The following is a 12,074-nucleotide window of genomic DNA, read 5'->3' on the forward strand; positions in this document are numbered from 1 at the left end:
TATGTCGCGTATCGGCAAGCTCCCCATCCCGGTTCCCGCCGGCGTGGACGTCACCATCGACGGCCGTACGGTCAAGGTCAAGGGCCCCAAGGGCGAACTGACCCACACCATCGTCGCGCCGATCGAGATCGCTAAGGGCGAGGACGGCACCCTCCAGGTGACGCGCCCGAACGACGAGCGGCAGAGCAAGGCCCTGCACGGCCTGTCCCGCACGCTGGTGGCGAACATGATCACCGGTGTGACCCAGGGATACGTCAAGAAGCTCGAGATCAGCGGTGTGGGTTACCGCGTGACCGCCAAGGGCTCGGACCTCGAGTTCGCCCTCGGTTACAGCCACCCGATCCTGGTCGAGGCCCCCGAGGGCATCTCCTTCAAGGTGGAGACCCCGACCCGTTTCTCGGTCGAGGGCATCGACAAGCAGAAGGTCGGCGAGGTTGCGGCCAACATCCGCAAGCTGCGCAAGCCCGACCCGTACAAGGCCAAGGGCGTCAAGTACGAGGGCGAAGTCATCCGCCGCAAGGTCGGAAAGGCGGGTAAGTAAGCCATGGCATACGGGCAGAAGATCCTCAAGGGCGACGCCTACAAGCGCGCCGCGATCAAGCGCCGTCACATCCGGATCCGCAAGAAGGTGTCCGGTACGGCGGAGCGTCCCCGTCTCGTCGTGACCCGCTCGAACCGTCACATCGTGGCGCAGGTGATCGACGACCTCAAGGGCCACACCCTGGCGTCGGCGTCCACCCTGGACGCGTCGATCCGCGGTGGCGAGGGCGACAAGTCCGCGCAGGCCAAGCAGGTCGGCGCCCTGGTCGCCGAGCGTGCCAAGGCCGCCGGTGTCGAGAAGGTCGTGTTCGACCGCGGCGGCAACCAGTACGCCGGGCGCATCGCCGCTCTGGCGGACGCCGCCCGCGAAGCCGGTCTGCAGTTCTGAGCCGGTTCCGTAGCTAGCGGAAACAGAGAGAGGTAATTCCAATGGCTGGACCCCAGCGCCGCGGCAGCGGTGCCGGTGGCGGCGAGCGGCGGGACCGGAAGGGCCGTGACGGCGGCGCTGCTGCCGCCGAGAAGACCGCGTACGTTGAGCGCGTCGTCGCGATCAACCGCGTCGCCAAGGTTGTGAAGGGTGGTCGTCGCTTCAGCTTCACCGCGCTGGTCGTGGTGGGCGACGGTGACGGCACCGTGGGTGTCGGATACGGCAAGGCCAAGGAGGTGCCGGCCGCCATCGCCAAGGGCGTCGAGGAGGCCAAGAAGCACTTCTTCAAGGTCCCCCGCATCCAGGGCACCATCCCGCACCCGATCCAGGGTGAGAAGGCTGCCGGCGTCGTGCTGCTCAAGCCCGCGTCGCCGGGTACCGGTGTGATCGCCGGTGGTCCGGTGCGCGCCGTGCTCGAGTGCGCCGGTATCCACGACGTGCTGTCGAAGTCGCTCGGCTCCGACAACGCCATCAACATCGTGCACGCGACCGTGGAGGCCCTGAAGGGTCTGCAGCGTCCCGAGGAGATCGCGGCCCGCCGCGGTCTGCCGCTCGAGGACGTCGCTCCCGCGGCTCTGCTGCGTGCGCGTGCCGGGGTGGGTGCGTAATCATGGCGCAGCTCAAGATCACGCAGGTCAAGTCCTACATCGGCAGCAAGCAGAACCACCGTGACACCCTGCGGTCGCTTGGTCTCAAGGGGATCAACACCGTGGTCGTCAAGGAGGACCGCCCCGAGTTCCGCGGAATGGTGCACACCGTCCGCCACCTCGTGACGGTCGAGGAGGTCGACTGATCATGGCGGAGAACAACCCGCTGAAGATCCACAACCTCCGTCCCGCCCCGGGCGCCAAGACCGCCAAGACCCGTGTCGGTCGTGGTGAGGCGTCGAAGGGTAAGACGGCCGGTCGTGGTACCAAGGGCACCAAGGCCCGCTACCAGGTTCCGGAGCGCTTCGAGGGCGGCCAGATGCCGCTGCACATGCGCCTCCCGAAGCTGAAGGGCTTCAAGAACCCGTTCAAGACCGAGTACCAGGTCGTGAACCTCGACAAGCTGGCCGCGCTCTACCCCGAGGGCGGCGAGGTCACCGTCGAGTCGCTGGTGGCCAAGGGCGCTGTTCGCAAGAACAGCCTCGTCAAGGTCCTCGGCCAGGGCGAGATCTCCGTGGCGCTGCAGGTGACGGTCGACGCCGTCTCCGGTTCCGCCAAGGAGAAGATCACCGCCGCCGGCGGTACGGTCACCGAGCTCGTCTGAGTCCTTCCGCAGGCGCCTCGATGACGTAAACGATCCCGACCGGGGATACCTCACGACGAGGTATCCCCGGTCGGTCGTTCCACGGGGGGCAGTGTCGCCGGTAAGGTGGCCTGCACTGTTCTTTTTCGTATTCGTCGAACCTCAGACCGTCACCCTTGACGCAGTTGCGCGGGGGTCGCAGGAGGCACCGTGCTCACCGCGTTCGCCCGGGCGTTCAGGACGCCCGACCTGCGCAAGAAGCTGCTCTTCACGCTGGGCATCATCGTGGTCTACCGGGTCGGTACCCACATCCCGATCCCCGGCGTCAACTACAAGGCCGTCCAGCAGTGTGTGACCGAGGCACAGGGCAACCAGGGCCTCTTCGGCCTCGTGAACATGTTCAGCGGCGGTGCGCTGCTGCAGATCACGGTCTTCGCGCTCGGCATCATGCCCTACATCACGGCCAGCATCATCCTTCAGCTGCTGACCGTGGTCATCCCGCGCCTGGAAGCCCTGAAGAAGGAGGGCCAGGCCGGCACGGCGAAGATCACGCAGTACACCCGCTACCTCACCGTGGCGCTCGCCATCCTGCAGGGCACCGGCCTGGTCGCCACCGCCCGCAGCGGCGCGCTGTTCAACGGCTGCTCCCAGGCCACCGGCATCGTCCCCGACCAGGCGATCTTCACGACGATCACCATGGTCATCTGCATGACCGCCGGCACGGCCGTCGTGATGTGGCTCGGTGAGCTGATCACCGACCGCGGCATCGGCAACGGCATGTCGATCCTGATGTTCATCTCGATCGCCGCGACCTTCCCCTCCGCGCTGTGGGCCATCAAGAAGCAGGGCACCCTGGCCGGCGGCTGGATCGAGTTCGGCACGGTCATCCTGGTGGGCCTGGTCATGGTCGCGCTCGTCGTCTTCGTCGAGCAGGCCCAGCGCCGCATCCCGGTGCAGTACGCGAAGCGCATGATCGGCCGTCGTTCCTACGGCGGCACGTCCACCTACATCCCGCTCAAGGTGAACCAGGCGGGTGTGATTCCCGTCATCTTCGCCTCGTCGCTGCTCTACATCCCGGCCTTGATCGCGCAGTTCGCCGGGGGCAAGTCGGGCTGGAAGACCTGGATCGAGCAGAACCTCACCAAGGGCGACCATCCGATCTACATCACTTCGTACTTCTTGCTCATCGTCTTCTTCGCGTTCTTCTACGTGGCGATCTCCTTCAACCCCGAGGAAGTCGCCGACAACATGAAGAAGTATGGTGGCTTCATCCCGGGCATCCGGGCTGGCCGACCGACCGCTGAGTACCTCAGCTACGTGCTCAACCGGATCACCTGGCCGGGTTCGCTGTATCTGGGTCTGATCGCTCTCGTACCGACAATGGCGTTGGTGGGCTTTGGGGCCAGCCAGAACTTCCCCTTCGGCGGGACCAGCATCCTCATCATCGTGGGTGTCGGCCTCGAGACGGTGAAGCAGATCGAGAGCCAGCTCCAGCAGCGCAATTACGAAGGGTTCCTCCGCTGATGCGTATCGTCCTCGTCGGGCCGCCGGGTGCCGGTAAGGGAACGCAAGCCGTCCGCCTGGCCGAGAAGCTGTCGATCCCGCACATCTCCACGGGCGACCTCTTCCGCGCCAACATCAGCCAGCAGACCGAGCTGGGCAAGCTCGCGAAGTCCTACATGGACGCCGGCAACCTCGTGCCCGACGAGGTCACCATCGCGATGGCCAAGGACCGCATGGAGCAGCCCGACGCCGCAGGCGGCTTCCTGCTGGACGGCTTCCCGCGCAACGTGTCGCAGGCCGAGGCGCTGGACCAGCTGCTCCAGTCCGAGGACATCACCCTGGACGCCGTGCTGGACCTGGAGGTCCCGGAGGACGAGGTCGTCAAGCGGATCGCCGGCCGGCGGGTCTGCCGGAACGAGTCGGCGCACGTCTTCCACGTGACGTACAGCCCGCCGAAGCAGGAGGGCGTGTGCGACGTCTGCGGCGGTGAGCTGTACCAGCGCGACGACGACTCCGAGGAGACGGTCCGCAAGCGGCTGGAGGTCTACCACACGCAGACCGAGCCGATCATCGACTACTACAAGGCGCAGGGCCTGGTCGTGACGATCTCCTCCCTGGGCCCCGTGGACGAGATCACCCGGCGCGCGCTGGAGGCCCTCAAGCGCGAGAAGGCCGAGAAGTAGAGGCCCGGCCCTTCCGGCCGCGGCGCCCTTCCCCCCGGACCCCGGTCCGCCGGGAACCTCCAGGGCGCCGCGGCCGTACTGTTGTACAGGTATCCCAGTCGACGTGAGTGACGGAGAGCGCAGGCCCCCCATGGTGCAGATCAAGACCCCCGAGCAGATCGCGAAGATGCGGGCGGCGGGCCTGGTCGTGGCGGCCATCCACGCGGCCACGCGCGAGGCGGCGGTGCCGGGCGCCACGACGAAGGACCTGGACGAGGTGGCCCGCAAGGTCCTCGCCGAGCACGGCGCGAAGTCGAACTTCCTCGGCTACGGCGGCTTCCCGGCGACGATCTGCACCTCGGTCAACGATGTCGTCGTCCACGGCATCCCCTCCGACGACGTGGTGCTCAAGGACGGCGACATCATCTCCGTGGACTGCGGCGCGGTCGTGGACGGCTGGCACGGCGACGCCGCCTACACGGCGTTCGTGGGCTCCGGACACGCCCCGGAGCTGATCGAGCTCTCCCGGGTGACGGAAGAGTCCATGTGGGCCGGCATCGCGGCGATGAAGCAGGGCAACCGCCTGGTCGACGTCTCCCGGGCGATCGAGACCTACATCCGCCGCCAGCCCAAGCCCGGCGGCGGCCGCTACGGCATCATCGAGGACTACGGCGGCCACGGCATCGGCACCGAGATGCACATGGACCCGCACCTGCTGAACTACGTCGACCGGCGCCGAGGCAAGGGCCCCCGGCTGGTCCCCGGCTTGTGCCTGGCCATCGAGCCGATGGTGTCCCTCGGCACCCCGCGCACCGAGGTCCTCGAGGACGACTGGACGGTCATCACCACGGACGGCACCTGGTCCTCCCACTGGGAGCACTCGGTCGCCCTGACCGAGCAGGGCCCCCTGGTGCTGACGGCCCCCGACGGCGGCCGGGCCAAGCTCGCGGAGTACGGCATCACGGCCGCTCCCGACCCGCTCGCTTAGGGATCACCCCCTTGGGGCAGACTTCCTCGATTCGCCTTTCCGGGTGCGCCGTCGTAGACTGACTCGTCGGCTCTCGTGCACCCGCATGTCCGCATGCGCCCGTGAGGGAACCAGGGGAAGCGCGGGCCGATCAAGGTAGTCGATTCGAAGGGCGAAGCGTGGCCAAGAAGCAAGGTGCCATCGAGATCGAGGGCACTGTCGTCGAGTCTCTTCCGAACGCCATGTTCAAGGTCGAGCTCCAGAACGGCCACCAGGTCCTGGCACACATCAGCGGCAAGATGCGTATGCACTACATCCGCATCCTCCCTGACGACCGGGTCGTGGTGGAGCTGTCTCCGTACGACCTGACGCGTGGCCGGATCGTCTACCGGTACAAGTAGATCTTGCCCGAGCCCCGGGCCCGCCCGGAGCGATGGCACTGACCCGGAGAACCTCACCCCATGAAGGTCAAGCCGAGCGTCAAGAAGATCTGCGACAAGTGCAGGGTGATCCGCCGTCACGGCCGGGTCATGGTCATCTGCGAGAACCCGCGCCACAAGCAGCGCCAGGGCTGACGCACGACCATCACCCTCTGCACCGCTATCGCAGAGATTCGCGCGACGCGAGCTGAAATGTTCATACGCAGGGCCCAAGCCGTCGCGAGCGGCTTGACACCCCCGGTTCGGAGGCCGGGGACCCGGTTCGTACCTAGTACGGCGGCCGGGAGCCGGTTCTGTGGAAGACCTCCGAAGATTCACCAGGAGCCATTGAATGGCACGCGTTTCCGGTGTCGACATCCCGCGCGACAAGCGCGTGGAGATCGCGCTCACCTACGTGTTCGGCATCGGCCGGACCCTCTCGAAGGAGACGCTGGCTGCGACCGGCGTCGACCCGAACACCCGCGTCCGCGACCTGACCGAAGAGCAGCTGGTCGCGATCCGCGAGTACGTCGACAACAACATCAAGACCGAGGGTGACCTCCGTCGCGAGATCCAGGCCGACATCCGCCGCAAGGTCGAGATCGGCACCTACCAGGGTCTCCGTCACCGTCGCGGTCTGCCCGTCCGCGGTCAGCGCACCAGCACCAACGCCCGCACCCGCAAGGGCCCGCGTCGCGCCATCGCCGGCAAGAAGAAGCCGGGCAAGAAGTAGTCCGCAGCGGACATCTGTCCACGGTCTTCGCTGTAGGACCGACCACCTCCCGTAGGAGTTAGTAGATGCCCCCCAAGGGACGTCAGGGCGCCGTCAAGAAGGTGCGCCGCAAGGAAAAGAAGAACGTCGCTCACGGCCACGCCTACATCAAGAGCACGTTCAACAACACGATCGTCTCCATCACGGACCCGTCGGGCAACGTGATCTCCTGGGCCTCCGCCGGCCACGTCGGCTTCAAGGGCTCCCGGAAGTCCACGCCGTTCGCCGCGCAGATGGCCGCCGAGTCGGCCGCCCGCCGCGCGCAGGAGCACGGCATGCGCCGTGTCGACGTGTTCGTCAAGGGCCCGGGCGCCGGTCGTGAGACCGCGATCCGTTCCCTGCAGGCCACGGGCCTCGAGGTCGGCTCCATCCAGGACGTCACCCCGACCCCGCACAACGGCTGCCGTCCGCCGAAGCGCCGCCGCGTCTGACGCCAGGCCGCTTCGATCGGCTCCGGGTTCCGGGCGGCACGGCTCCACAGGGTCGTGCCGCCCGTACCCTTGCAGTACCGCGCCTTCCCGGCGCGGCTTGGTCGGGCGTCATATAGCGGGCGCCCACGACTGAAGGATCTGATCCACACATGCTGATCGCTCAGCGTCCCTCGTTGACCGAAGAGGTCGTCGACGAGTTCCGCTCCCGGTTCGTGATCGAGCCGCTGGAGCCGGGCTTCGGCTACACCCTCGGCAACTCCCTCCGCCGTACCCTCCTGTCCTCGATCCCGGGTGCCGCCGTCACCTCCATCCGGATCGACGGCGTGCTGCACGAGTTCACCACCGTGCCGGGCGTCAAGGAGGACGTCACCGACCTGATCCTCAACATCAAGCAGCTGGTCGTCTCCTCGGAGCACGACGAGCCGGTCGTGATGTACCTGCGCAAGCAGGGCCCGGGTCTGGTCACCGCCGCCGACATCGCGCCCCCGGCCGGTGTCGAGGTGCACAACCCCGACCTGGTCCTCGCCACGCTCAACGGCAAGGGCAAGCTGGAGATGGAGCTGACCGTCGAGCGCGGTCGCGGTTACGTCTCCGCCGTGCAGAACAAGCAGGTGGGCCAGGAGATCGGCCGCATCCCGGTCGACTCCATCTACTCGCCGGTGCTGAAGGTCACGTACAAGGTCGAGGCCACGCGTGTCGAGCAGCGCACCGACTTCGACAAGCTGATCGTCGACGTCGAGACCAAGCAGGCGATGCGTCCGCGCGACGCCATGGCCTCCGCCGGCAAGACCCTGGTCGAGCTGTTCGGTCTCGCCCGCGAGCTGAACATCGACGCCGAGGGCATCGACATGGGTCCGTCCCCGACGGACGCCGCGCTGGCCGCCGACCTGGCGCTGCCGATCGAGGAGCTGGAGCTCACCGTTCGGTCGTACAACTGCCTCAAGCGCGAGGGCATCCACTCGGTGGGCGAGCTCGTGGCCCGCTCCGAGGCCGACCTGCTGGACATCCGCAACTTCGGTGCGAAGTCCATCGACGAGGTCAAGGCGAAGCTGGCCGGCATGGGCCTGGCCCTCAAGGACAGCCCGCCCGGATTCGACCCGACCGCCGCCGCCGACGCGTTCGGCGCCGACGACGACACGGACTCCGGTTTCGTCGAGACCGAGCAGTACTGAGTCGTTCCCGGGGGTGCGAGCCCCCGGGGCCCCCGCCCCTCTCCCCGCGGGAGGGGCTGGTTGTTGCCGGTGAGCAACCGCTCGCCGGGCCCTGACTCCGGTACCTGATACGGCCGGGGCAGATACCAAGGAGAAGAACCATGCCGAAGCCCACCAAGGGCGCCCGTCTGGGCGGCAGCGCCGCGCACGAGAAGCTGCTCCTCGCGAACCTCGCGAAGTCGCTGTTCGAGCACGGCCGCATCACCACCACCGAGGCGAAGGCCCGCCGCCTGCGCCCGTACGCCGAGCGTCTGATCACCAAGGCGAAGAAGGGCGACCTTCACAACCGCCGCCAGGTGCTCCAGGTCATCACGGACAAGAGCGTCGTCCACACGCTCTTCACCGAGATCGGCCCGCGGTACGAGAACCGCCCCGGTGGCTACACCCGCATCACCAAGATCGGTAACCGCCGTGGCGACAACGCGCCCATGGCCGTCATCGAGCTGGTCGAGGCGCTGACCGTGCAGCAGAAGGCCGTGGGTGAGGCCGAGGCCGCCACCAAGCGCGCGGTCAAGGAGGCCGACGAGGCCAAGGCCGAGGAGACCAAGGTCGAGGAGACCGAGGCCGCCGAGGCTCCGGCCGAGGAGTCGAAGGACGCGTAAGCGTGTCGCCGGGGACCGCCCGCCGGCCACCGCGGCACCGCCGTGGCCGGCCGCGCGGCTCCCCGCGCCCCTTCAAGGTCAGAGGCGGGCCCGTTCCTTTCAGGAGCGGGCCCGCTCTCGTGTCGCCGAGAGGATCTGTACGTGAGTGATGAAGCAGCGCCCGGGTTCGTACGCGTCCGCCTCGACCTCTCCTACGACGGCGCCGGCTTCCACGGCTGGGCCAAGCAGGCCGGCGGGAGGCGGACCGTGCAGGGGGAGATCGAGGACGCCCTGCGGACGGTGACGCGGTCGCAGGAGACGTACGAGCTGACCGTGGCCGGGCGGACCGACGCCGGCGTGCACGCGCGCGGGCAGGTGGCGCACGTCGATCTGCCCGCCGGGCTGTGGGCGGAGCACCGGGAGAAGCTGCTCAAGCGGCTCGCCGGGCGGCTGGCGAAGGACGTGCGGGTGTGGCGGCTGTCCGAGGCCCCGGCCGGGTTCGACGCCCGCTTCTCGGCGATCTGGCGGCGGTACGCGTACCGGGTGGCGGACCACCCCGGCGGTGTGGACCCCCTGCTGCGGGGCCATGTGCTGTGGCACGACCGGCCGCTCGACGTGGACGCCATGAACGAGGCCGCGCAGGCGCTGCTCGGCGAGCACGACTTCGCCGCCTACTGCAAGAAGCGGGAGGGGGCCACCACGATCCGCACCCTCCAGGAGCTGAGCCTGGCGCGCGGGGCCGACGGGGTCATCACCGCGACCGTGCGCGCGGACGCCTTCTGCCACAACATGGTGCGCTCGCTGATCGGCGCGCTGCTGTTCGTGGGCGACGGGCACCGCGGGCCCGAGTGGCCCGGGAAGGTGCTGGCCGCGGGCGTACGGGACTCCGCCGTGCACGTCGTGCGGCCGCACGGGCTGACCCTGGAGGAGGTCGGCTACCCGGCCGACGACCTGCTGGCGGCCCGGAGCAGACAGGCCCGGAACAGGCGGTCGCTCCCCGGCGCCGCGGGGTGCGCCGCCTGCTAGGCGTCAGCGCGTCCGCCGGCCATGGCGCCGGGCCGGCGCCGCGCTAGCGGTTCGCGGCGGCCGTCGCCTGGGCCTGGCCGCGGCGGTGGATCTGGTTGACGGTGAACTGGGCCAGGTCGTTGCCGGTGCGGAAGGCCTTGGTGTCCTTGTCGGTGACGTCCTTGCCGCTGGTGAAGCCCGAGATCGTGAAGTAGGCGTAGCGGCCGTAGGCGTTGCGGGTGGAGCGGCAGAACGCCCCGTCGCAGAACGGCTTGACGCCCTTGCCGAACAGCGAGCGCACGATGCTCCTGTCGTCGGTCTGCGCCTTGGCCTTGGCGGCCTTGGCCGCGTCGTCGAAGACGGCGACGCCGACGGTGACCGCGACGCCGCCGTTGGTGTAGGTGGCGCGCATCAGACGGGTGCAGCCGTTGGCGGTGAGGGCCTTGGGCAGGGTGCCCCCGGCGGCGGTGGCGCAGCTGCGGGTGTCGGCCGTGAGCCCCTTCTTGTACACCGTGCCGCCCACGGTCAGCTGCTTGCCCGGGAACAGGGTGTCCGGGCTGAGCGGGGCGGTGTCCTTCTCGGCGCTGGAGATGAAGTCCTCGGGGTCCAGCGGCGGCGGGGCGCTGGTCGGCGCGAAGGACGGCGTCGCGCCGCCGGATCCGGGCAGGGAGGCGCTCGCGGGCAGCTTGCCGGGGCCCGCCTGGGCGCCGCCGCCGTTCGCGGAGACCACGGCCATGGCGACCGCGGTGCCTATCCCGACCGTGGCGAGCACGCCGCCGGCTATGAACAGCAGCTTGCGGCGCTTGTTCCGCGTCTCCGACGCCTCGGCGAGCGCGGCCCAGTCCGGGGATCCGTCGTCGGCGGCGCCGTTCCACGGCTGCTGGGAATGCGGTTTCCAGGGATCCCACTGGTTCTGGGGTCCCCCCTGCCCGTGATTCATGGGGCGCATCTTAGACGGGGGGCGAGGGGTGCCGGACCGCCCGCGGCCGCATGCCGCGTTTGTCCGGGGCCCGGCGGCGGGGGACGGCCGCCGGCGCCGGCGGGGCTCGTTTTGACCCGTACGGGGGCCGCCCGGTAACCTACTTCTTCGTTGTGTATTGGCTTGCTCATTCTCACGGGACGGGCCCTTACACCGGTCCACCGGGCCGATGACCAGCGACCCCACGCACGCGGTTTGCGTCGCCGCCGTGGGTCAAGGCTGTCGTGATCGTTTCGGTGACCTTGTTTAGGACCATTCACTCGAAGCGAAGGCTACGAACCGTGCGTACGTACAGCCCCAAGCCCGGCGATGTGACGCGCCAGTGGCACGTCATCGACGCTCAGGACGTCGTCCTGGGTCGTCTCGCCACCACTGCAGCGACCCTTCTCCGGGGCAAGCACAAGCCGATCTACGCGCCGCACGTCGACGCTGGTGACTTCGTCATCATCATCAACGCCGACAAGGTGCACCTGTCCGGCAACAAGCGGACCCAGAAGATGGCGTACCGCCACTCCGGCTACCCGGGTGGTCTGCGCTCCGTCCGCTACGACGAGCTGCTCGAGAAGAACCCCGAGAAGGCCATCGAGAAGGCCGTCAAGGGCATGCTCCCCAAGAACTCCCTGGGCCGTCAGATGCTCTCGAAGCTGAAGGTCTACAAGGGTGACCAGCACCCGCACGCGGCCCAGCAGCCGGTGCCGTTCGAGATCACCCAGGTCGCGCAGTAAGTCCGGCCACCCCCTAAGACTGAAGAGAATCTGAGGAGAATCGTGGCCGAGACCACTGCCGAGCAGCCGCTCGAAGAGCTTGACATCGACAGCTACACCACCGAGTCCGAGGTCCCCGTCGAGGGCGAGTACACCTCGGAGTCCCTGGCCTCCCGCTTCGGCGAGCCCCAGCCGGCCGCCGGCCTGGGCCGCCGCAAGAACGCCATCGCCCGCGTCCGGATCGTTCCGGGCACCGGCAAGTGGAAGATCAACGGTCGCACCCTCGAGGACTACTTCCCGAACAAGGTGCACCAGCAGGAGGTCAACGAGCCCTTCAAGGTGCTCGAGCTGGAGGGCCGTTACGACGTCATCGCCCGCATCGCGGGTGGCGGTGTCTCCGGTCAGGCCGGTGCGCTCCGTCTCGGTGTCGCCCGTGCGCTGAACGAGGCCGACGTCGACAACAACCGCGGCCCGCTGAAGAAGGCCGGCTTCCTGCGCCGCGACGACCGCGCGGTCGAGCGGAAGAAGGCCGGTCTGAAGAAGGCCCGCAAGGCTCCGCAGTACAGCAAGCGCTAAGCTTCGCTGCCTGCTCGTACGTGGTACGGGCTTCGGCCCCGCGTACTCCGAACGCCCCGGCGGCACG

18 protein-coding genes are annotated in these 12,074 nt (G+C 68.5%); 17 read left to right on the forward strand and 1 reads right to left on the reverse strand.

Annotated elements, in window-relative coordinates; translation table 11 throughout:
* Window position 1: 1 nt before the first annotated feature.
* The 15 genes from rplF to truA all read left to right on the forward strand — a co-directional run bounded on the left by rplF (window position 2) and on the right by truA (window position 9,769).
* Window positions 2–541, forward strand: a complete 540-nt coding sequence (gene rplF, locus ABZ261_RS16945) for a 50S ribosomal protein L6 (RefSeq protein ID WP_356859805.1) — start codon at window positions 2–4, stop codon at window positions 539–541.
* 3 nt (window positions 542–544) lie between these two features.
* Window positions 545–928, forward strand: a complete 384-nt coding sequence (rplR, locus tag ABZ261_RS16950; protein ID WP_356859807.1) for a 50S ribosomal protein L18 — start codon at window positions 545–547, stop codon at window positions 926–928.
* Window positions 929–969: 41 nt separating this feature from the next.
* Window positions 970–1,575 carry a 30S ribosomal protein S5 gene (gene rpsE / locus ABZ261_RS16955; RefSeq protein WP_014674381.1) on the forward strand — a complete coding sequence of 202 codons (606 nt, stop codon included), beginning with the start codon at window positions 970–972 and terminating at the stop codon, window positions 1,573–1,575.
* 2 nt (window positions 1,576–1,577) lie between these two features.
* Window positions 1,578–1,760: a 50S ribosomal protein L30 gene (gene rpmD, locus ABZ261_RS16960; RefSeq protein ID WP_003998814.1), complete on the forward strand. Its 183-nt coding sequence runs from the start codon at window positions 1,578–1,580 to the stop codon at window positions 1,758–1,760.
* Window positions 1,761–1,762: 2 nt separating this feature from the next.
* Window positions 1,763–2,218, forward strand: coding sequence for a 50S ribosomal protein L15 (rplO, locus tag ABZ261_RS16965; protein WP_030601181.1), 456 nt, complete (start codon window positions 1,763–1,765; stop codon window positions 2,216–2,218).
* Between the two features lie 189 nt (window positions 2,219–2,407).
* A complete protein-coding gene (secY, locus tag ABZ261_RS16970) occupies window positions 2,408–3,721 on the forward strand; it encodes a preprotein translocase subunit SecY (RefSeq protein WP_356859809.1) in 1,314 nt (437 codons plus the stop codon).
* Window positions 3,721–4,383, forward strand: a complete 663-nt coding sequence (locus ABZ261_RS16975) for an adenylate kinase (protein WP_356859811.1) — start codon at window positions 3,721–3,723, stop codon at window positions 4,381–4,383. Before secY ends, ABZ261_RS16975 begins: the two co-directional genes overlap by 1 nt.
* 130 nt (window positions 4,384–4,513) lie before the next feature.
* A complete protein-coding gene (gene map / locus ABZ261_RS16980) occupies window positions 4,514–5,350 on the forward strand; it encodes a type I methionyl aminopeptidase (protein ID WP_356859945.1) in 837 nt (278 codons plus the stop codon).
* 158 nt (window positions 5,351–5,508) lie between these two features.
* Window positions 5,509–5,730, forward strand: a complete 222-nt coding sequence (gene infA / locus ABZ261_RS16985; RefSeq protein ID WP_003948620.1) for a translation initiation factor IF-1 — start codon at window positions 5,509–5,511, stop codon at window positions 5,728–5,730.
* A gap of 60 nt (window positions 5,731–5,790) precedes the next feature.
* On the forward strand, window positions 5,791–5,904 hold the full coding sequence (rpmJ, locus tag ABZ261_RS16990) for a 50S ribosomal protein L36 (RefSeq protein WP_003998809.1): 114 nt from the start codon (window positions 5,791–5,793) through the stop codon (window positions 5,902–5,904).
* Between the two features lie 196 nt (window positions 5,905–6,100).
* Entirely contained in the window at window positions 6,101–6,481 is a 381-nt protein-coding gene (gene rpsM, locus ABZ261_RS16995) for a 30S ribosomal protein S13 (protein WP_030641206.1), read from the forward strand.
* A gap of 65 nt (window positions 6,482–6,546) precedes the next feature.
* Window positions 6,547–6,951 (forward strand): 30S ribosomal protein S11, encoded by a 405-nt coding sequence (gene rpsK, locus ABZ261_RS17000; protein ID WP_201832311.1) that lies wholly within the window; start codon window positions 6,547–6,549, stop codon window positions 6,949–6,951.
* A 149-nt stretch (window positions 6,952–7,100) separates the two neighbouring features.
* Window positions 7,101–8,123: a DNA-directed RNA polymerase subunit alpha gene (locus tag ABZ261_RS17005; RefSeq protein ID WP_356859813.1), complete on the forward strand. Its 1,023-nt coding sequence runs from the start codon at window positions 7,101–7,103 to the stop codon at window positions 8,121–8,123.
* Window positions 8,124–8,263: 140 nt separating this feature from the next.
* Window positions 8,264–8,764, forward strand: a complete 501-nt coding sequence (gene rplQ, locus ABZ261_RS17010; RefSeq protein WP_356336815.1) for a 50S ribosomal protein L17 — start codon at window positions 8,264–8,266, stop codon at window positions 8,762–8,764.
* Between the two features lie 141 nt (window positions 8,765–8,905).
* Window positions 8,906–9,769, forward strand: a complete 864-nt coding sequence (gene truA, locus ABZ261_RS17015; RefSeq protein WP_356859815.1) for a tRNA pseudouridine(38-40) synthase TruA — start codon at window positions 8,906–8,908, stop codon at window positions 9,767–9,769.
* A gap of 43 nt (window positions 9,770–9,812) precedes the next feature.
* On the opposite strand, the gene ABZ261_RS17020 is transcribed toward truA, so the two are convergent.
* Window positions 9,813–10,688 carry a hypothetical protein gene (locus ABZ261_RS17020; protein WP_356859817.1) on the reverse strand — a complete coding sequence of 292 codons (876 nt, stop codon included), beginning with the start codon at window positions 10,686–10,688 and terminating at the stop codon, window positions 9,813–9,815.
* A 320-nt stretch (window positions 10,689–11,008) separates the two neighbouring features.
* Here ABZ261_RS17020 and rplM point away from each other — a divergent pair, with 320 nt between their 5' ends.
* Entirely contained in the window at window positions 11,009–11,452 is a 444-nt protein-coding gene (gene rplM, locus ABZ261_RS17025) for a 50S ribosomal protein L13 (protein ID WP_240118089.1), read from the forward strand.
* Window positions 11,453–11,494: 42 nt separating this feature from the next.
* A complete protein-coding gene (gene rpsI, locus ABZ261_RS17030; RefSeq protein ID WP_003998795.1) occupies window positions 11,495–12,007 on the forward strand; it encodes a 30S ribosomal protein S9 in 513 nt (170 codons plus the stop codon).
* The last annotated feature ends 67 nt before the right edge of the window (window positions 12,008–12,074 follow it).

It is taken from the genome of Streptomyces sp. NPDC006193 (genome assembly GCF_040613915.1).
Classification (GTDB): Bacteria; Actinomycetota; Actinomycetes; order Streptomycetales; family Streptomycetaceae; genus Streptomyces.

Excerpts from the sequence above, each read along its gene's own strand:
- rplF (WP_356859805.1), top strand. The coding sequence starts at position 2 with ATGTCGCGTATCGGCAAGCTCCCCATCCCGGTTCCCGCCGGCGTGGAC.
- rplR (WP_356859807.1), top strand. The coding sequence starts at position 545 with ATGGCATACGGGCAGAAGATCCTCAAGGGCGACGCCTACAAGCGCGCC.
- rpsE (WP_014674381.1), top strand. The coding sequence starts at position 970 with ATGGCTGGACCCCAGCGCCGCGGCAGCGGTGCCGGTGGCGGCGAGCGG.
- rpmD (WP_003998814.1), top strand. The coding sequence starts at position 1,578 with ATGGCGCAGCTCAAGATCACGCAGGTCAAGTCCTACATCGGCAGCAAG.
- rplO (WP_030601181.1), top strand. The coding sequence starts at position 1,763 with ATGGCGGAGAACAACCCGCTGAAGATCCACAACCTCCGTCCCGCCCCG.
- ABZ261_RS16975 (WP_356859811.1), top strand. The coding sequence starts at position 3,721 with ATGCGTATCGTCCTCGTCGGGCCGCCGGGTGCCGGTAAGGGAACGCAA.
- map (WP_356859945.1), top strand. The coding sequence starts at position 4,514 with ATGGTGCAGATCAAGACCCCCGAGCAGATCGCGAAGATGCGGGCGGCG.
- rpmJ (WP_003998809.1), top strand. The coding sequence starts at position 5,791 with ATGAAGGTCAAGCCGAGCGTCAAGAAGATCTGCGACAAGTGCAGGGTG.
- rpsM (WP_030641206.1), top strand. The coding sequence starts at position 6,101 with ATGGCACGCGTTTCCGGTGTCGACATCCCGCGCGACAAGCGCGTGGAG.
- rpsK (WP_201832311.1), top strand. The coding sequence starts at position 6,547 with ATGCCCCCCAAGGGACGTCAGGGCGCCGTCAAGAAGGTGCGCCGCAAG.
- ABZ261_RS17005 (WP_356859813.1), top strand. The coding sequence starts at position 7,101 with ATGCTGATCGCTCAGCGTCCCTCGTTGACCGAAGAGGTCGTCGACGAG.
- rplQ (WP_356336815.1), top strand. The coding sequence starts at position 8,264 with ATGCCGAAGCCCACCAAGGGCGCCCGTCTGGGCGGCAGCGCCGCGCAC.
- ABZ261_RS17020 (WP_356859817.1), bottom strand. The coding sequence starts at position 10,688 with ATGAATCACGGGCAGGGGGGACCCCAGAACCAGTGGGATCCCTGGAAA.